21 protein-coding genes and 1 pseudogene are annotated in these 19,354 nt (G+C 40.2%); 6 read left to right on the forward strand and 16 right to left on the reverse strand.

What is annotated here, in order from left to right; translation table 11 throughout:
• Window positions 1-565 precede the first annotated feature (565 nt).
• From E0698_RS23815 to E0698_RS27380, 6 genes are all read right to left on the reverse strand, one after another.
• Window positions 566-925: a putative zinc-binding protein gene (locus E0698_RS23815; RefSeq protein ID WP_192513119.1), complete on the reverse strand. Its 360-nt coding sequence runs from the start codon at window positions 923-925 to the stop codon at window positions 566-568.
• A 195-nt stretch (window positions 926-1,120) separates the two neighbouring features.
• Window positions 1,121-1,342 (reverse strand): hypothetical protein, encoded by a 222-nt coding sequence (locus E0698_RS23820; protein WP_238354122.1) that lies wholly within the window; start codon window positions 1,340-1,342, stop codon window positions 1,121-1,123.
• A 137-nt stretch (window positions 1,343-1,479) separates the two neighbouring features.
• Entirely contained in the window at window positions 1,480-1,659 is a 180-nt protein-coding gene (locus E0698_RS23825; protein WP_238354123.1) for a hypothetical protein, read from the reverse strand.
• Between the two features lie 195 nt (window positions 1,660-1,854).
• The gene (locus tag E0698_RS23830) at window positions 1,855-2,274 is read right to left on the reverse strand and encodes a hypothetical protein (RefSeq protein WP_192513120.1); all 420 of its coding nucleotides are present in this window, start codon (window positions 2,272-2,274) and stop codon (window positions 1,855-1,857) included.
• Window positions 2,275-2,431: 157 nt separating this feature from the next.
• Window positions 2,432-3,016 carry a DUF4879 domain-containing protein gene (locus E0698_RS23835; protein WP_134913244.1) on the reverse strand — a complete coding sequence of 195 codons (585 nt, stop codon included), beginning with the start codon at window positions 3,014-3,016 and terminating at the stop codon, window positions 2,432-2,434.
• A gap of 534 nt (window positions 3,017-3,550) precedes the next feature.
• Complete coding sequence (locus E0698_RS27380) at window positions 3,551-3,679, reverse strand: hypothetical protein (RefSeq protein WP_273043254.1); 129 nt, start codon at window positions 3,677-3,679, stop codon at window positions 3,551-3,553.
• A 43-nt stretch (window positions 3,680-3,722) separates the two neighbouring features.
• Here E0698_RS27380 and E0698_RS27540 point away from each other — a divergent pair.
• Window positions 3,723-3,842: pseudogene (locus E0698_RS27540) on the forward strand (hypothetical protein); the annotation flags it as partial.
• A 36-nt stretch (window positions 3,843-3,878) separates the two neighbouring features.
• Window positions 3,879-4,577 (forward strand): zinc ribbon domain-containing protein, encoded by a 699-nt coding sequence (locus E0698_RS23845; protein ID WP_337916447.1) that lies wholly within the window; start codon window positions 3,879-3,881, stop codon window positions 4,575-4,577.
• Between the two features lie 68 nt (window positions 4,578-4,645).
• Here E0698_RS23845 and E0698_RS23850 read toward each other — a convergent pair whose 3' ends face one another.
• The 10 genes from E0698_RS23850 to E0698_RS23895 all read right to left on the reverse strand — a co-directional run bounded on the left by E0698_RS23850 (window position 4,646) and on the right by E0698_RS23895 (window position 14,403).
• Window positions 4,646-4,942 carry a hypothetical protein gene (locus E0698_RS23850; protein ID WP_192513121.1) on the reverse strand — a complete coding sequence of 99 codons (297 nt, stop codon included), beginning with the start codon at window positions 4,940-4,942 and terminating at the stop codon, window positions 4,646-4,648.
• A 324-nt stretch (window positions 4,943-5,266) separates the two neighbouring features.
• Entirely contained in the window at window positions 5,267-5,800 is a 534-nt protein-coding gene (locus tag E0698_RS23855) for an SMI1/KNR4 family protein (RefSeq protein WP_134913245.1), read from the reverse strand.
• Window positions 5,801-5,830: 30 nt separating this feature from the next.
• Window positions 5,831-8,935 carry an HNH endonuclease gene (locus tag E0698_RS23860; RefSeq protein ID WP_192513122.1) on the reverse strand — a complete coding sequence of 1,035 codons (3,105 nt, stop codon included), beginning with the start codon at window positions 8,933-8,935 and terminating at the stop codon, window positions 5,831-5,833.
• A gap of 25 nt (window positions 8,936-8,960) precedes the next feature.
• Complete coding sequence (locus E0698_RS23865; protein WP_238354124.1) at window positions 8,961-9,416, reverse strand: DUF4280 domain-containing protein; 456 nt, start codon at window positions 9,414-9,416, stop codon at window positions 8,961-8,963.
• Between the two features lie 31 nt (window positions 9,417-9,447).
• Window positions 9,448-10,077, reverse strand: a complete 630-nt coding sequence (locus tag E0698_RS23870; RefSeq protein ID WP_192513123.1) for a hypothetical protein — start codon at window positions 10,075-10,077, stop codon at window positions 9,448-9,450.
• Between the two features lie 12 nt (window positions 10,078-10,089).
• Window positions 10,090-10,602 carry an imm11 family protein gene (locus E0698_RS23875; RefSeq protein ID WP_192513124.1) on the reverse strand — a complete coding sequence of 171 codons (513 nt, stop codon included), beginning with the start codon at window positions 10,600-10,602 and terminating at the stop codon, window positions 10,090-10,092.
• 12 nt (window positions 10,603-10,614) lie between these two features.
• On the reverse strand, window positions 10,615-11,718 hold the full coding sequence (locus E0698_RS23880) for a pentapeptide repeat-containing protein (protein WP_192513125.1): 1,104 nt from the start codon (window positions 11,716-11,718) through the stop codon (window positions 10,615-10,617).
• Window positions 11,719-11,738: 20 nt separating this feature from the next.
• Complete coding sequence (locus tag E0698_RS23885) at window positions 11,739-13,241, reverse strand: hypothetical protein (protein ID WP_192513126.1); 1,503 nt, start codon at window positions 13,239-13,241, stop codon at window positions 11,739-11,741.
• A 527-nt stretch (window positions 13,242-13,768) separates the two neighbouring features.
• On the reverse strand, window positions 13,769-14,104 hold the full coding sequence (locus E0698_RS23890; protein WP_134913254.1) for a type II toxin-antitoxin system PemK/MazF family toxin: 336 nt from the start codon (window positions 14,102-14,104) through the stop codon (window positions 13,769-13,771).
• On the reverse strand, window positions 14,101-14,403 hold the full coding sequence (locus E0698_RS23895; protein ID WP_192513127.1) for an AbrB/MazE/SpoVT family DNA-binding domain-containing protein: 303 nt from the start codon (window positions 14,401-14,403) through the stop codon (window positions 14,101-14,103). The genes E0698_RS23890 and E0698_RS23895 overlap by 4 nt, the downstream gene beginning before the upstream one ends.
• 1,767 nt (window positions 14,404-16,170) lie before the next feature.
• On the opposite strand from E0698_RS23895, the gene E0698_RS23900 reads away from it, so the two are divergent.
• From E0698_RS23900 to E0698_RS23915, 4 genes are all read left to right on the forward strand, one after another.
• The gene (locus E0698_RS23900; RefSeq protein ID WP_192513128.1) at window positions 16,171-17,271 is read left to right on the forward strand and encodes a DNA sulfur modification protein DndB; all 1,101 of its coding nucleotides are present in this window, start codon (window positions 16,171-16,173) and stop codon (window positions 17,269-17,271) included.
• Window positions 17,268-18,326 (forward strand): DNA sulfur modification protein DndB, encoded by a 1,059-nt coding sequence (locus tag E0698_RS23905; RefSeq protein ID WP_192513129.1) that lies wholly within the window; start codon window positions 17,268-17,270, stop codon window positions 18,324-18,326. The genes E0698_RS23900 and E0698_RS23905 overlap by 4 nt, the downstream gene beginning before the upstream one ends.
• A 144-nt stretch (window positions 18,327-18,470) precedes the next feature.
• Window positions 18,471-18,929 (forward strand): competence protein ComK, encoded by a 459-nt coding sequence (locus tag E0698_RS23910; protein ID WP_192513130.1) that lies wholly within the window; start codon window positions 18,471-18,473, stop codon window positions 18,927-18,929.
• Between the two features lie 193 nt (window positions 18,930-19,122).
• Window positions 19,123-19,326, forward strand: a complete 204-nt coding sequence (locus tag E0698_RS23915) for a hypothetical protein (RefSeq protein ID WP_192513132.1) — start codon at window positions 19,123-19,125, stop codon at window positions 19,324-19,326.
• Window positions 19,327-19,354: the final 28 nt, after the last annotated feature.

Here is a 19,354-nt window from a genome sequence, read left to right on the forward strand (position 1 = left end):
TTGGAGTCTTACTGAAACCGCAAAAGAGCAACATACTTGTCGACCCATAAACGAACTACCTCCATATAACAATTATAAAGAAAATGTGCTGAAGAGGCTTGAGAGTGGGCTATTAGAGCTCCAAATTCTTTAGGATTTTTATATCCAATGATTAAACTGGGAGTAAAAAAAATACTGGATAGAAAAAAAGGGTGTAGTGAAACCCAGTATTGTCAACATTAGATCATGCGGGCAATCCTAAAAAGGAAAGCAACTGGTCCCCAAAAATATGTAATATTGCAACTGTTTGTATGCTGTACGTCATTATTGATAAAAAGAATGTTCCATAAAGTCCCTCCTTAAAGTATTTGTCTATGTATTATGATATGAAGTAAAGTCGACAAAATAATCATATCAAAAAGATGTTTTGCTGTATAAAAATAATACTGGTGGCCCTTAAAGATGTGTTAGGAGCCACCAGTAAAAACTAATTTACGATATTGTTACATAATAAGAGCCAGCTATACTTTTATTGTATACTGTCCCAACACCTTGAAGAAATTAAAATAAAGGTGAGCCATCAGAATCATTGTCCAATTAGTTCTAAGATTTGTGTGTAAGCATTTCTATAATGATCGGGGTTAGGATCTTCTCCTATTATCTTGGGTACGTCAAAGTCAGACAGCAGGAAATGGTGTTTGGGTTGAACATCATGCCTTGCTAAGCAACTCTTGCAACAGGACAAGGGACAGCCGTCAATTGCAATGATGCCACGTCCCGATTGTGCTGTTCTGACAAGTGGTTTGACATCACCACCAACACCAGCTATGCAGGACATTTCAGCGACTTTTTCTCGATCCATTTGTATAGCGATCATGTTAGCGGTTTGTGCTGCGGAGGAACATCCAGAACATGAATAGACAAGAGGTAAATCAGTTCTTTTCATCTTTGTACACTTCCTTGTTTTTTCTTTGTGATCCATCACAGTACCTTTGATTTTAGATGAAATAAAATTAAAATTGTTTGTATTTTAACTTAAATTTACAGTCTAAACCGTGATCGTGATCACTACAATATTTTTACAAAATCTATTATAGGACTAACTGTGTGTATATAAATCAGCCAGATTCCCATGTTTAACTTATTTTTCTAATAGAGAATTAGCCTTATCTAAATATAAATCTGGATCGTCATCTTTAATTCCCATTAAAATTTCTTTGATTGTCTGTTTAGTTGAACTTTCTAATTTCTCCAAAACTTTACCGTAAGAAATTAATAAATCTTTTGAATTTAAAAGTGTCCGATGGATTCTCTCTGCCCAAAATTCTGCATGGGGTAACATCTTGGGAGTACCCGAAGCCAATTTGTATAAGCCCTCTTCTAAATCATTACGTTTTGCAATATAAAAATAAGTGTTTGTTAAGTTGTTTTGTGTCTAGCTTGTTGCATTGTACGATCAGCTTTTAAAATGTAAACCTAAAAAATCTTAGGTTAATGCGATCAATAGGCTAACGAATATTTGTGGGTTGTATGACAGGAAGGATCAATCGAATCCCGTCTGTTTACTCCTTCCATATAGATGGATTGTTTATCCTGGCTTAGCTGATCGCCTATGGCTTCTTCCCATTCCGATAGCAGACGCTGAGTATCTTCGTTTTGGTTGGTTTTGAATTGATCCATTTGAGTAAATAGACTTTTGTCCTCTGGCGAGTTCTAATTGATAAAATCGTTGGCGTAATGCTTCTTGAAACCAATCTGGCCAATTTAACATAGTACATTTTCCCTCCCGTGGTTTGAGTGTGTGTATGTTAACTCTGGTGGGGAGGGATAGCAAGTTATTGTTTTTGTGGAGGGATGTCTACTATAGAGGCATTTCTATTTGTGCATTCTGGCGAAGCTCTCGGCTAATCGTGGCAGGATGCCTGGGCAATGACCCTTGCACTTTTTCTCTGCTGATACGGTTTGGGGCAACGTCACAACGAGAAAAGACGCACGGTAGGTATATACCTGCGCCTTGTTCGCGTGTAGCATTATCAAGAATCTTTGATAATGCTTGGTTGGGCTTTCTGATATAAAACAGTTTACAATCAACCAAGAAGCGATAAAAAGATTCAAAAAATTTTTTTCAAACCCAAGCTGGGCAGAACTTTTATCTCTCGTTAACGGATTGTTGACTCGTTCCAAAGCCGCACTTATTAGAGACTTGGCAGAATCCTTGTCTGCAAACACATTGTTCATGCGTGTACGGGCTTCTTTAGCACCATAACGAAGCATCAAGTTGTATTCCATCTCCATATGCCGTGCCAACAAGGAGGAACCTGCAATTTTACCATCAGCATCGGTTAAGGGATTGAACCCACCGCATCCTTCCTCTGTAAATCATGTACTTAATCGTAGAAAGTACTGGGATAACCTTCTTGTTATTACACTTCATGAAAATTGCGAGTAGGAGTTAACGAACATTAATCCATGCTTCCGCAGTATTCCAAGGAGAATTTGCGGAACGAACAGTACTTACAAATTGTCCGCCTTCACTAGTGCCTTCATAAATCCAAGAACGGGCCCAAGCATCTATGATACTATCGCCATTCAAATCAAGAGGCTCAGTCCAATTATTTGTCATAATACTGCCGCCGAGCTTACCATAGTGAGAATTGTCATAACCAATCTGGTAAGTAATACACTGAATCCAATCCCCATGGTGATCATTATTAGTGTTAAACGGGTTGCTATTGAACCCATATATCTCTTGACCGCCATAAGGAGATGCGACAGCGTATACATTAATGTGAGATACCGGTGGGGCAGATGCCTGGACAATTGGGCCATCATTGTTTTTAGCTTCTTTAGATTCATCAGCTTTCTGAGATTCAAATGTAGCCTTAGCCGCCTCCACAGCAGCAAGAAACTCATCGGAATTAACAATCTCTTCCTTCGTCAAGGGTTGGGCTTGAGTATCATCCCCTTTTGCAAAGGCAGAAACATTAAACGAAAGAGCTAGAACAAGAATAAGAGCCAAACCGCACAACTTTTTCATAGCAATAAATCCCACCTTTCTCAGATATGGCTATCCCAGTACTGAATCATACGATTATGACGAAATTGTTTCCCCTGGCAGCTAATTATCCTCCTCTCTTTTGAGAATTGTCCTTCCCTTCTCATTAACTGTATACAGTAATAAAAAAGGTAGAACAGTTACAGGCTAAAAAAACTCTATGATGCAGGAAGAGTACACCTTATTATCATTATAAGCCAAGATTTTTCATGAATATTATGATTTGTTAAAAAACGCTTAAGCTTAGAAAGGATTTGATGATGTAAAAGTCCTGCGAATGTTGGGGTGCAAGCCGAGGTAAAACAACCGTTACGAGCAGGCATTGAGCATCGACTTGGAGACGTTCAATTCGCGATAGCTTTCTGTTCGTTCCGGGCTTTGCGGTCAAGACTTATAGCTGAGTACAGCCAGCAAGGATGCAGCGAACTCCACGATGCCTCCGAACCAAGACACATCGATCAGCTTCGCTTTCGTTGTCACCCATCCGCCGAGAGCCGATCTGACCACAATGCCCAGCTACGGATTCACTTCTTTCAGTAAGACATCATGCGTCCCCCCCTGCTTTCCCTCGTGCTCAATAGCATCAAGCCGTTTCTGGATGCGAACCAACTTAGTCTGTTGTTTGTCCACAATGGACTGAATCAAAGCGGGTGGCGATACGTGGTGGGATTCCTCCATTACCTTAATTCTGACCAATGAGAAATATTACGGAGCTTTACTTCAGCAAAAGACGGTAACGGTAGATTTTCTAACCCACAAACGAATAAAAAACCGAGGACAGGAGCAGCAATATTTAATTGAAAACAACCATGAACCGATTGTATCCAAGGAAATATTTGAAGCGGTGCAAAAAGAGAAGGAACGGAGAGCCAAGCTGAAAGGGAGTGTGATGGGGGAGAGTAAACGATACTCCAGTAAATACGCACTGAGCAGTAAAGTATATTGTGGATGCTGTGGAGCCATTTTTAAACACCGAACCTGGAACAGCAATAATCCATCTCAAAAAGTGGTATGGCAATGCAAAACGTATGTCAATGAAGGTAAAGCAGCCTGTGATGCCAAATCAGTCGATGAACAAGTTTTACATTCCGCGTTTGTACGATTGTTCAACCGGATGTATGAGAACAAGGAAAGATTCATACGAACGTTGAAAGCCAACATTGAATCGATACTATCGAGCAAAGTAGGGCAAGAACCGCTTTTGAACATCGAAGGACAGATGCAACAATTGAAATCCGACTTGAAGGAATTAGTGAATCTCAAGCTACGGAATCAGATTGACGAGAGCGTTTATGATGAAGAGACGAACAGACTTTCCACTGAGCTCAACGAGCTACGGCAGCAGATGCTGATATTAGAGGAGGAAGAGGATCAGAATGAGAAAATCAAGGAACGTGTCGATGAGATTATTCAGGTACTAAGCTCATGGCAAGATATGCTAGAACAATTTGATGATAACCTGTTCAATGCGTTGGTGGAGAAGATCACGAATCTCTCACCAGCGCATTTTTTTTACCTTGAAAAGTGGAATGAGCATAGATGAAATCATTTAAGGTTAATAGAACAATGTTAAATGAATTCAGGGACTAGAGAAACCATAGGCTGAAACAATCAATGGGCTAACGGAATATTTGTGGAGTGCATGACGGGAAGAATCAATCGAATCCCGTCTTTGACTCCTTCCATATAGATAGATTGTTTGTCCTGACTAAGCTGATCGCCTATGGCTTCTTCCCATTCGGATAGCAGACGTTGGATATCCTCGTTTTGGTTGGTTTTGAATTGATCCATTTGAGTGAATAAATTTTTTTCCTCAGATGAACATGAAGTCTGTTGTTCACGGGCTAGTTCTAATTGATAAAACCGCTGGCGTAATGCTTCGAGAAACCAATCCGGCCAGTTTGACATGGTACATTTCCCCTCCCGTTGTTGAAGTGTGTGTATGTTAACTCTGTTGGGGAGGGATGGCAAGTTATTGTTTTTGGTGTAGGGAGATTGGTGGGGCTGCTATTTTTTATTTCTTCTTTAAATTGAAAAAAAGTCCATTCCTCTTATGATTCAAATTGGAATGGACTTTCAAAATTTTAGAGTGACCCATCTTAAATAAAAGAGTAAATGAATTTAATATATATTTAATAATGATTTCTCTAAATAATCCACTCCCGAATCTATATAATTAAGTTCATTTATTTATAGCTATGTTTAGGGCAGTAGCTTTAAAGAATTATCCTTTTAGTCTCTAGGAGAAATTAATTTAAGAAAAGCTGCGAATGATTCACATACAAAATCTAATGTTTCGTCCTGCCAGTCTTCAAGTGATTTTTCTTCTAATTCCTCTTCGGTTATTTCACTTTCCAAGATTAAATCTTCATGGTTTTGAAACAAAATTTCCGGTTCATTTGTATCTTTCCTGTAATCAAATAAAAATTTATCACCAGATCCATTAATAGCAAAGGGAAATATATTTTTCGGTAAAGCCTCACTTAAAGTATCGTACGCTAGTTCAATTGGAGAAATTACTTCTCCAAGAACTTCTTTTTCTATTAAAGACAATAGTTGTATAGACCATGTTAATTTCCCAGGTACTTCTACAACGCCCGTCATCTCTTCACCATTTTGATCTATTATATATGGTACTGATCCATCATGATTTAGTACAATTTCTACGTACTCTTTAGGAAAGCGGATATTCCATCGCTCCTCAAGACCTCTCAATTTGCTTTCATCTAAATTTATATTATCAGACCATTTTAGCTCATATCCCATTTTAATTCTCCCTTCTAATTTATTAGAGGTTTAATCGCCATTACCCCATATTTTATTTCCACCAGTATGATTTACTTTACCATGAACATTCTCATCTACCAACTGCATTCTTCCTGTTTCTTGATGATGATGCCAAGTAAAGCCAGGTATTTTATCATCCCCTTTTATAATGGCACGTATTTGTTTCTTATCATATTTTAATACATCCTCTAAATATGTGTTTAAATCCAAATTTGCTGCTTTTGCCTCCAGTTTTAGCTTTTCACAGTATAACTTTGTTGAAGCTTGTAAATGGTTAGGACGAGACATATTCAGTAGTTGTTTTGATGTGTGACTCTCTAGTAAGGATATTTCAAATTTGATATATTTTTTGTCGAATATAGGGAAACCTAACGGATCAAATTCCACGCCTTTAAATATTGCTCCTGCATTACCTGAATTTAAAACATTAGGACGTTTATACTTAGGGTTGTTAAGATAATTACTTTGAAGATTGTTTACTGATTCTTCTAATTTTTGCACATTAGTATAGCCCCATTTTGTAACATCCACTTTCCCATCCCTCGCTTTTTTTAGTAAATCCTCAACACTTTCAAATCCGTTTGGAACTACCCACCTTTTAACTACTTTACCGTTGGAATCAATTCCTTCTCTTAAAGTACCTTTAGTTTTAACTTGTTTAACTACGTCTTTTACATCGTCAGGAATGTAATCGTGTTTCTCCAGCGTTTTAGTGCTCTTACCCGTGTACTCTCCTGATTCTAACGCATCAATTTGTTTTTGTCTCTCAGGCGTGATTTTTGCACCCGCTTTGGAATGCGGAACATCAGGACCAGGATCATGAAACCGATAATGACCTCCAGCAGTTTCGAAAATGGGTAACCTTTTAGTTATACTGATGTTCATCTTTCGGGCTACACTTTGCAAGTAATTCCCCAAGGATTCGAAATTGGTTGGAAAACGGAGGGCATTCGTTTTGAATTTTCCATCTCCAACCTTGGCTAGAGCAGAGTCGGCCTTTGCTGAATCTCCGAATAACCCCGGTGTTCCTCCTTTACCGGCTTTCTTTTCTTCAGCTTCTTTGAGTCCTTTAGATAAAGAGGCTTCTTCTTTGCCTAGCTTTCCTAAATTCTTAGTGAGTTTGGCTCCTCCCTTGACGATTGTAAATACATCCACTCCACGCTCCACAGCTTTTATGCTGTCATACCCTGCATCATAACTTTCTTGCTTCGTGTCTGTCAGCGGGTTTGGAATAAAATTGTTCCACTTTTTCACAAGAGGTTCTGTAAAACCATCCCAAGCCTTTTTCCCGTCATTCAGAAGTTCGTTTCCTGATTTTTGAAAAGTGACCGTTTCCGCAATATATCCTCCTGCATGCTTAATGCCTTCAAGGGTCTCATTACGATCGAGGAAACCTTTCCCGGTGACGTTACCGGGCATGACGAAAGGAGTAGCCACCATGACTCCTATATCCACGATATCGACAGCGGAGTTCCATACCCCGCTTAAAAAATCCAAACCCGCATCCAATTCCCCCTTGAGCGTGGAGCCTACATTCTCCTTTACGCGTGCTCCCATCACACTTTGAATCCCCTTTTCAGCGACTTGCTTTTCAAAGTCAGACAAAAGCGGCTCAGGGTAGTACTGATGGAGGGAAGCTATAAGCTGAATTTCCGAACTCACACTGTTGACTTCCTGCTCCAAATCCAATGTATCGGTTGTTGTATTCAAGTGTAAGCCGTTGGTTCCTTTCAGCAGAATGCTTCCTGCTGAAAGACTAAGGCTGCCGGTAGCTTGAATCTGAACATGCTGAGTACTGCTCAGGCTGACACCGTGATGGGTATTCATGGAGATGTATAGCGATCCTTCCTGAGCACTCATCGACAGTTCGGAGTTTCCTAAGGAAATTTCTTTTCCCTGCGGATTTGCAAAGGATTTGACCCCGGGATCGGTAGTTTTACGCTGGTGGCGTTCTGCAGGTGATTCGACCACGGCACCTTGAGCTGCGTGAGATGGAGGGGCGGCAACAGTAGATGGTTTCGTTCGTACCGATTGGATAACCATCGCATCGTCTTCGTCTGCGCTTGGAAAATACAGCTTCACCTGCGCCCCTTTTTCCGGCATGAGATACCACACCTGATTCCCTTCGGCAGAATAGGGGAACCACTGGGCATCCTTGGGATTCTGCTGATCGTCCATATCCAAGTGTAATCGAGCCTGATTCCGGCTGACCTCCAGTATTTTTCCTTCAATGGATGCACCGATGATGGTTCGATTGTATATTTTAGGCACCTTTAATCCCTGCGACAACGCGCATTCATACGACCAGGTCATCAGGCCACGAATCAACTGGCCTTCACGTTTAGTGATGACATAGGTTTCGTGATTGCGCTCGACTTCATCTCCCAGTTGCAGCATTTGATCCCATTCAAAGGTATACCGGGTGTAATCTCCAATAGTGGCAGATTTCCAGCCGTTCGCCTCCTGATCTAGATAGGGAGCAATTTTGCGCTGCAACGTAAAAGGAACCTCTTTTAAATGAATATGTTGCCTGCCCTGTGGAATACCGATCCAAATTTGCGCATGGTGGGAAACGATATTAGGAACGAGAAGGGCACCTACATGCGAAGCCAGCCGTTTTAAAAAGGTCCAATCCGTCTCCTGATACTGCATGATGAATTGACCTGTTGCTTTTTTCTCAAAAGCTTCATCAATCTTGTCTGAGCCTTTATAATCGGCTAGTACCGCATCTACAATATCTACATACTTTTGATTGATGTGTTGAAAGGAACGATTTTTGAGCTGCGTATCTAGTTTAAAACTATGAGAAATGACGTTAAGATTAACCACGACCTCTTGATGTCTGTGCTCCACATCTACGCAGTACAGTTGTCCCATGAATAAGGGATGCTTCTGGTCTTTGGCATCTAAATACCATAGCTCAACTTCGTCGTCGCTGCTTGCTTTGGTAATGATTGTATCTGCCTGATCGGCTTCTAGACTACCCGTGATCATCAGTCTGGCATGTTCCCCCAGCTCGTGACTCATATGGACGTGACTAAGACGTAGCTTGCCATAGGGCCAAGTGACATGTAAGTGCTGATAGGTAAAGCGGTCTTTTGCTACGATGTTCATCCCTTACTCTCCTTGCTTGATAAAATCAGCCATCTTGTCCGTCATCTGTAATGGAGATGATACCTCCACCACCTGATCCTGTGCTGTCTGCACCAAAAAAGGAGGATATCGCCTCTTGTACACCTTGACAGCTACACATTAAGGTCGAATTGTTGAGTAGGGCGGGTGCCCCCTCAATCAATACGTCTTCTTTTCCGCCTGTCCACTTGGACCCAAACGCAATCTCAGGTTCACAAGGAAGACCATGCTTCAATTTACACAGTCCAAAAGCATTAATTTTGCTAATATTGGCTCCACAAATGGCATCATCCACGTTCAGAACGGGTTTATCTTTAATGAAGACACCGTGGCTGTACATCATATTGAGCACACCAGGGTCTGTACCTTGACTGCACTGTAACTTGGCTCCTCTCACCACATAGGAATGTTCTCCGCTGAGCGCACCTTGGGCCAGAGCTTTAATAAGTATAGGTAAAAACATATAAGTACCTCCTTGGATAAAAGGTATAGAATCAAGAAGGCTCCGACCATGTCGCGGTGTGCAGCATGGCATAGGTTAAAGGGACCCATAGGGGAGCATCCTCCAGCTTAAATTGGCAACTCCCAATCACAGCCTTGCCACGCCAGGAACGCACAAAGACAATCTGATAATAGGGAGAGGGGGAAACTAGAAAAATAGCTTCATAACAGCCAATGATGGTATCTTGAATAGAAAGAGCCTTTTCATCCACGAGCTTCATACTTGGTTGTGCGCGACTCGTTTGCTCCATTATCTGTTGTTGATAGACTTCCACTTGCTCAGGGTTCAGTTCTTGCCCACTTTGGTGCAGACCGAACAGGATTCCGCCCAGCTTGTCCTGAACGACGAAGCTTTTCGATGGGTCTACTGTCTTTCCAGTCTGAAATTCTGGAATAAGAGAGTCAGGTAGGGAAATGGTGAGTTGATTTTCAAAGACAGGAAGGGTCTGAAACCGAATTTCCTGTTCATCTGCTAGCGTTAGTGAACCTTTCGAAATTCCCTCCATCGCTTCTTCAATAGATATCATCATCCAGCTTTCATCGTTTTCCGCCATGCTTAGTTGCTCTTTCAATGTTTGTTGATGATGCAACTTCAAAAAAAATTCATCCCAATGCTCCGTCAAGGTTGAACCTCCTTATAAGAGTTCTAGCTTTTGTAGCCGAAAACCACTCAAACTCCGACGAAGCAAGCTTTCAGCAGCCTCCAAGCTAACGATGAAATAAGGTTCCCTCACGTTGGACAGTCGAAAAAAATGATGTCCATTCACCTTTTGACTATCCAGCACAAGGTGTTTCAGGGTTTGATCATGCGGGTAAAATTCAGTCTGCTCTGAAATACCATCCACAGAGGGAACAGATGGAATCCAATATAGCTCCTGACGGCTTGGTTCCCGGTTCACGATATACACCTGCTTAAAACGAGCTTGTGTATTGTATAGTTCTAGAATCCGTTTCATAGGGTCGGAAAATAGCGGTTTTGAGGTTGAAAACGGTAGCCAGTCCGTGTACTCGGCATCTTCTGTCGCATGAACATCTAAAACCTGAGCCGGAGGCATGCCAACAAATGGCGTTTTAAAAAGGTCCATATTCATCGGTTCGATGTTTCGGGAAATACGATGATCATCGACCAGCACATAATAATGGCGCATACACATTCCTCCTTACTCTGTCCACACGATGGATTGACGCTGTGCTTCATTCAGCTTCCAATGTTGTTGGTACTTTCGTGGGACAAGGGTTCCTTGCATCGAAGCCCCCTCAAAATACGCATGTTCAAACGAATGTACATCCGTAAAATCAGCCCCATCCAGGTTGGCGTGTTCAAAATGAAGCCCACATAGCCCCGGAACCCGAACTCCATGTTCCCGATGCGGCTGTCCGCTGGTACTGCTGAAGCTAGCACCTCTCAAATCGCTATATCTAAAATCCGTATCGGTCAGTAGGCATCCTTGAAAGCTGCCTCCTTCCAGATTCGCTCGTTGCCAGATGCTCCCGATCAATATGCAGGTGTGAAACTGGCTTTCCCGTAAGTCACTGTGGCTAAAATCGTTATAGCGCAAATCCTTTTGGATCAGGCGGAGGTGGGGAAGAGAGACCCGCTTTAGGTTTTCGTAAACATAGGGTTCTTCTTCACTGGATTGCATCAATTGTTCGCTCACATCATCTGGAACAAGCGCTTCCTGATCTTCGACATATAGATTCTCGCTGATATCCTTGTACTCACCCGTTCGGATGGCTAAACGTCCAGCTTTATGAATAGCGAGATACTCAGGCATTTGAACGGCTTCTGCCAACCCTAAGCGCAGGAGGGAGTTCACAAACTGGTGGAAAAAAGGAGTGGATTCTAACATCAGTCGTTCAACGTCCACTGAAGTGATCGTCCCCATATATATTTTTCGTTCCTGCTCCAAGGTTTCCAACATGGTACTCATCGGTGCATAGGCCCATGATGCGTCATAGGTTAACTTGCAATCGGAATCATCTTCGTACCATTCAGCAGAGTAAGCCTCGATCATATACAGGTAGGATTGCTCCAGCATCTGAGTGCGCAAGAATGAGTAGTGGATATATCCAATGGGTTCTTTTTGACCTTGTTGCTGCATGCTCAAAATGTGTATACACAAATCCCTAAACGATTCTTTGAAATCGAAGATTAGTTGAGCTTGGTAGCGATGAAACATGGCTTCCAGCATGTCCAACTGAATGTCTAGCAAAGGTGTAAAATGATGCTCTTTAAAATGGTGTAACGCCGTTTGTTTATCCATCTGCTAGTTCTCGCCTTCCGTTAGTTCATCTTAATTTCCGTGCCGGAGAAGGTGGTTTTGTCATCCAGCGTAATCGTGTTGCCTTTACCAGACAGCTCAATTTTTCCGGCGGAAAGCTGGATGTTACCGGAACTCATAACAATATCTGAAGTTGCGCTAATACTCACATTTTTTCCGCTTACAATATCAATGCCTGTTTTATCGTTAATGACAATGGACATGCCATTGCCGGAAATAACGATTTGATCTGGAGCGAGCATGATTTCTTTGCCGTATTTGGTTCGCAGCGTCTTAATGGCAGGATCAGCCATTCGATCTGGCGCAGGAGCTACCGCAGACAGTGCCGAAGAAGACTTTGATCCAGCGGACGAAGCAGAAGCTGTGGCATGTCCAGAAGTAGCAGTAGATTTTCCCCCGGAAGGTTGTGGTTCTCTTTTAACTGAGCTGATCGCGTATCCCTCTTCTTCCTTATAACTGGGAAAATAGATACGGATGCTGTCCCCGTCTTCAGGCATACAATACCAGCCCGTGTTATCCGCAGATGCATAGATGGTAGAGTAGGGAAACCAGTAATCCGTGTTCGGATCTTGCTGATCGTCCATATCGAGCTGGGCGCGTACTTTGTCCCGGCGAACGCTCAGTACCTTGCCATGAATGGAAGCGCCGATAATGGAGCGATTGTAGTCTTTAATTGGACGTAAGCCGCTTCGTGGTGACAGCTTGGCGGTATGGGTTAGCACCCCGTCTTTCATCTCCGTTAGCACCTCAGCTACGATCAACTTATGACCTTGAAAGGTCACTTCGTAGCCAGGTTCCAGTAATTTCTCTGTCTCGACCTCATATTGGATAAAATCAGCATCACGTACGCCAGGGATATGGTTCTCTGAGGCTGTTTGAAAATCCGCAACCCGTTTGGTGACCTTATAATTGGTAGATTTAATTTCTCCTTTGCTGAGTCCCATAGGCAGGCCAAAATAAAACTTCGGCACTCCATAGCCCACCGCAGGAATGAGCGGAGAGTAGAAGTGGGAGGCCATCCGTTTCAGAAACTGCCAATCGGTCTCATCATATTGCATGATAAAGGTGCCGATGGGCTTCTTATGGGACACAACATCCATCGCTTCTGCTTTGGAATAGTCCGATACAATACTTTCGATCAGACCCGTATAGGTGAGCTTGGGGTTCTGGAAGGAACGTTGATGTCGCTTAATATCTAGCTCATAGGTATGAGATATGGCTTCGACGGTCAGGTAATGAACGCCGTGAACGACTTTTTCCTCCACATCCAGGGCAATGCCTCGAAAAAGGGGCTGTCGATTGCCATTTTGGTCTGTAACAAAAGCTTTGACCTGAGTTTCTTCATCCGAAGCACGTACATACAGCTCGCGCTTTTTCTCCGAGATAATGCCTGTACAGATCATTCGGGCATGGTCATTGACTGTTTTTAAGATTTTAAGCTCATGAAGGCGAACGAATTCATAAGGCATGATTTCGATATGACCGTACGTCACGATGTTTTCCATAGGTGTCTCCTTTCCTAAATCCAGCATATGTATTTATCGGTTAAAAGAGAGAGTTAGTTTACAGAATGGCCCAATCGTTGGGGTATTTACTATGTGTATTTCTGGAAAGCAGAGGATGTATATTCCTTTCATCGTCTCGACACGTGGATGGTAGTAATATATCGGAACTCGAAAGCATTGATATCCAAGAGATGGAAAGCAATTTGAAAATGTCCCACACTCAAGAAATTGTACAAGGGTTGAGTGCGGGAATAGTGCTGACTTCGACTGCCTGCGTCAAATGCAAAAGGATGGGCTGCTGTCATGCACCTGCGGAGCACGACAACAGGCTTATTCGGCGGTTGAATTCTATGGTATGGGAATTGCAAACGTAAAACAAATGGTGAAGCTCATAAAAAATAAGCAGCCGATCCTCGGTTGAGGATGGACTGCTTGTTTTCGCTTCTCTACATCTGTTTTCCAGTTCAGATTGCTTATTTAAATAAAGGCAAGACTTTTGCTTGGGTTTTATGAAAGAGGAACGATTTTCACGCTAATATGGATCGAGTATTCCGAAGGACACTTTTCATAAAATCGGAGTCGGGAGATACATTACCAACAATTTTAATTCTACGCTTTCTAACATCCAGACTTTTCATTTGATCAGTGAGAGCAACGCCGCTAAAGGGCAATCCGTCCGGTAAAGGAACTTCAAATGCGTAATTTTTAGATTGGTTCGTGATGGGGCACATGACGGCAAAACCAGTCAACTCATTAAAAGGTTTATCAGATAGTGTGATTGCGGGTCGTCGTCCAGCTTGTTCGTGTCCAGCTTGTGGATCAAAATCTAGCCAAACCAAATCTCCGCGTGCAGGAATGATCAAATCAATTCGTCTCCCTCGATACCAAGATCAACTTCGTTGTGACGTGGCGAATCTGTTTTAATTTTTGAAAGTAGCATAGCTAAGTGGTCACGCAATTCTTCATTCGTTTCTTGAGGTTTTATGAGAGGCCGAAGGATAATTTCTTTTTCAGATGTTACGATCATTTCAACCTCAGAGCCTTCCTCCAAATCAAGATGTTTAAGTAACTGATTCGGAATACGGATCGCAATGCTATTTCCCCATTTGCTAAGCGTAGTTGTCGTCATGAGGATCATATCCCTTCTCGTTTTATGTTCCAATTATACCCCATCCTTTGTATGATGTATATACATATGATATACATTCGAAAAGAGTTTGATACATATAACGTGATGAGTTTTTATTTAAATTTGGTAAAGAAGTACAAGAAAAATATTATAAAGTAGCGAGATTACATGCTCACAGGACTACCTAAATAGACTGGAGTCAAAAAAAATATTTTAAAAGCATTACGAGGATTTTTTGATATTAAGAACGGGCGGGTAATGAGAACAAATCGAAAAGTCCGTTATATGGAGGGCAGTGCAGGGCGGGATTTTGATGCTGAGGAATAATCATGTATTTTTAAAACATTTATTATATCATATTTATTTATTAAAGTCAATGTTTAGATAATCGGATGGAGGAGGAAGAGTACTGGCATTTGGTTTTTTTAAAATAACTGTTCTAACATGATATGAAGTATGACACCGTTAAATAAATGAAGATATGATTCATGCCCTAGTTCATGTAATAAAGTCAACACAACACATTCAAACAGGAGAATCAATCTATGGCAATAACATATTAGTATATCGGGATCATAGCAAGCTAGAACATCTCTATCGGCATAGATGGATTGTAAGAGTCATTGTGGTACTAAGGAAAGCGGTATAAGCAGACATAAGCAGCCGGAGAAGTACGGGGAACTCTCCTTGGTAGATCCATTTTATAGTTTAAAAAAAGATTTGCTTTTGCTAGATGTTTTGCGACTGAACTGGATGCGGTCATGTTCCGTTCTCAGTCCCAAAAAAAAGCCTATGTATCTATGTTCATCGCACGACACTCTTAATGTTGATATCCTTTGGAATTATCGTTACTTAGTATCCTTAAGGAACATTTAAAATGACTAACCGTAGACTGGCGTAAAAGTTTGCGGCTATGCTTTATAACATGCAGATTTGTTTTGATGGTTTGTACTCTTCTTGATAATGCGTTCCAATAATACATAGATGATATTTTGCATGAATTTTTTTCGAAAAAGAAAATTACTGAGGTAACAAAGGAACAGTGGAAACGCTCCCCACTTCTAAATAACAACCCTCCAAGTGAACATTCAGCGGAGAACTGATCAAGAAACATTCATGGAAGACCTTTCACACTTGGCTTGATAACCTGTTAAAGACCTAAATGTTTGAATGCGTCTTCCGAAAATTACAGCATGGTGTTCCTCACTCATGGCATAGATGTGGTTGAATGCGGATGCAATACATTCACCTTAAAAAAGAACAAAAAGTGGAGAGGTGTAGATAGGTTCAGGCGCAGCCGATAACAACTATGGTGAAATTGTCTGAAACTCTAAAGCGATATGAAAATGGCACACTAAGGTTTTAAAGTCGAATGTAGAGCGGCTTGCTTGAAGGTATAAATAGATCTATAAAAGCTGCAAAGGGGAAAGACTGACGGTTATCTTAACGTGTAAAACTCGTCTTCTATGGTGTATATAAAAGCAGAGAAACAGGCTTAAACCTCCGATGTTCGAGGTTTGTTGCGTTTTAACAATTAAATGGATAAGTCTATGATTTAATTCTAGCTGACTTTACCCAAGCAGTAGAAAAAAAGAGGGCTTTAATTAAGAAAGAAGTATATCAGAAAAGAAACGCAGGCAAATTTAAAATAGAAAGCAACAGAGTTTCAATAACGTTAATATTACTGAAAAAAACGAATATGAGTATAGTGAATGGAGATATACTAAATATGGGATTTATATGAATGAAATTATATTCAAATCCAAATATAGTGATTATAATGAAAATGAGGTGAGGATAATGTATGAGCATAATATAACAACGAGATTGCCAGGCGAAGATTATATTCAATTTGGAAAAAAGATATTATTAACGCAGCTTCCTTTTAGATATTTGAATACAATTTTTGAAGTGGACGAATATGTACAAAGGCAACTTGATGTTAGAAAACGAAATCAGATTAGAGATTTTATTTTAAATGCAGTTCAAAAAGACTGGTTTTATTTCTCACCATTTGTTTTCTCGGCGCGAGGAGCTTTAACACAGGTATCAAATGGTTGGGAAATGCCCACTGACTCAAAATTAATTGTAATTGACGGCCAGCATCGCATTAGCGGTCTAAATCTAGCTATTCAAAGAATTCAGATGATGGTCTCTAATACTACAATGACCAGCAATAATGAAGAAGTAGAGTGGAATAAAAAAATATTAGAAAAGCTTAATAACTATCCAATTTCTATGCAAATATATCTGAATCTTAATACCCAGCAGGAGAGACAGCTCTTTAGCGACATTAACACTGAGCGTAGAGAACTGCATGGTGGACTGATAGTTAAGTATGATAAACGCGACCAATATTCAGAACTTGTACGCGAGATTTCTCATGATTTGAAATCTGAATTTGAGATTGAAGAAACACTTTCAAGACTATCAAAGCAAAATTCTGCACTCACTACTTTGGTTGGCATGAGAAGATGCTTAATAGCTATGTTTGAAGGAGATCTAAATATAAAGGAAGGAGAAGAGTCTTACCAAGAGGTTAAGATTAATGAAATTAGACCTATAGCTATCTCTTTTTTTCGTAAGTGGCTTGAAATATTTCCCCAAAAAGCTAATGACCGTACTATATATGTATCAGGCATTACTACGATTCAAATTGTACTTGCGAATACCGTGAATCAGCTAAAAAGAAATAATAATATTTCATATATTGAAGCTATTAACCTACTGAGTATTTTAAAGAGTGAATGCACTTGGAAACATACAGACCCTATCTTTTACGCATACTATGATAAAAACAAAAAAAGACTTGTTGATTTTAGTAATACTACTGCCATCAACAAATTTACTAATTCTTTTCTTGAAATTATTGAAGAGAAAAGAGGTGGACTTAACATATGAATTACCGGACTGATTTTAAACAGTCCATAGAACTGTTTAAAGTTAAGGATTTATTGAGATATGTTGCTGAGAATAAAGTGATTTTTTTTGATGTAAGTCAAACTAGAATTAGAACAATTCGAAATTATATTGTAGACAATATTTTGAATAATGAAATTTACTTCCCCCCATTAGTTGTTGCTAGATATACAGAAGAAGCGAAAGAAGATAGCCGTCTTTCTGACCGATTAACCATAATTGATGGAAATGGGAGGTTGCTTGCCCTATCGCAAATTTCGACTGTAATTGATCAAAAGCAAAAATCACTTGACCCCAAGGAACTTGACCAAAGTGAGTCACTAAGAATTTTTATTAATGAGAGTTCTATTGCAATACAGATTTACGAAGGATTAAATCAAGAAGAAATTATGCAAGCGTATGTAGACTTTAATACTAAAGGCAAGAAGGTAGCACTCTCAAAATTAATCGCTTACGATTCGAGAAACGAGATTAATCGAATTTCTAATGACGTTCTTGAACAAAATACAGATTTAGTTAAGGCGAAAGTGGAAAGAGAACTTAAAAGCTTAAAGAAGCCTAATAATAAGAGCTTTCTTACTCTATCGCAATTAAGAAAAATTATTTCTATTTTTCTAACCAGTGAGCTAAAAAGTGAACTACCGAAAGGAATTATTAAAAACAAACTAAATTATGAGGAGAATATAGATTTAATAAATGAATGGTTTAAATTTCTTTTTAAGCTACATCCTCCTGATACTATCGGAAATTATCATAAAACCATGTTGGCATCCTTTTCAATACTGCAAACGATCGCATACCATGCTATTCGGGGAACGAGTCAAATGAACTATGAAAGCAAATTAAAAACAATTCAAGAAAGAATGTCTAAACTTGTTATAATTAACTTTTCTCCAGATCATGAACAATGGGAATTATTTAAGGGAGTAAGAAGGGGCAAAGATAACTACTACTATCTCTCAGGAAATAAAGACGATATCTTGAAGATAGAAAGATGGTTAACAAAATCTTCCTCAAAGGGGGTGAGTACATATTAATTCATTGACCTCCCCCCATACACTCGCTAGGAACGATTAAATATGGAGGGAGAAGTATGCTGGAGTATACCAACACATTGTTAGTATACTCCTTTTACTTTGAACAACAAGTTCATAGGAAAGAGAGGGTGAATCAAAAAGAAGATGGCGTATTTAATTAAACCGAACACATTAGCGTTATTACCTACGCTTGACCCGTCTGGATGTTGGATCACGCAGATATATGAGGAGATGGGCTCGTTTCAAGATCCCAGAAGACCTATTAACCTATTAAAAGATACGATGTTACATTACGGGGCTGAATATGACGGGGTGCGAAAAGCGGCCAGATTAATGACGGGCTATGGAAATAAAATCCCTATTTGCTTAAGTCCTATTTTGAAACTATTTATGTTTCCAATTCATTCTTCCAAGATTAAATCGGATGTTTGGTTAATGGAAAGTCAAATTGCAAGTGTAATTACACAAGGTGAGAATACGTCTAATGTGCTATTTTGCAATGAAATTACGATAACTGTACCCTGCACTAAAAAAGAGATTGAGTCGGGCTTAAGAAGAGTACTTAAGTACCGCCGCAAGCTATTGGAGAGAAATCATGCTTAAAGGAATAGCTACAGAATAGTTAACGGCTTAAGAGAATAATCTGAAAGTGAACTCACTATACAGAGTTCACTTTCAGATTTTTTATCTTTAAATCTACATTATCGTACGGGATTTTGTTTTTATATGTTACGTATCCGCGTACCACATCCAGTACCATCCTTTGCTACACTGCTTATATAAAGGAGATGATTACTTGGATACTCAACTGAAACAGCCAAAGAGCGAGGAACATACGAAGCCATCTGAAAATACGGCTGATCAATATGAGAGCTTGGTACAGCAGGAAGACGAACATATAGAGAGACTTAAAACATGCACAAAGCTTATTTTGGATGCGCTGGCTATCATTGATGCTAGACTAAAAAGTGGACATCGAGAATCGAGAATGCGAGAATAAAATCAAATTCATTCGAGGTGCGTCCCTA

The organism is Paenibacillus sp. 23TSA30-6, from assembly GCF_014858585.1.
GTDB lineage: Bacteria > Bacillota > Bacilli > Paenibacillales > Paenibacillaceae > Paenibacillus.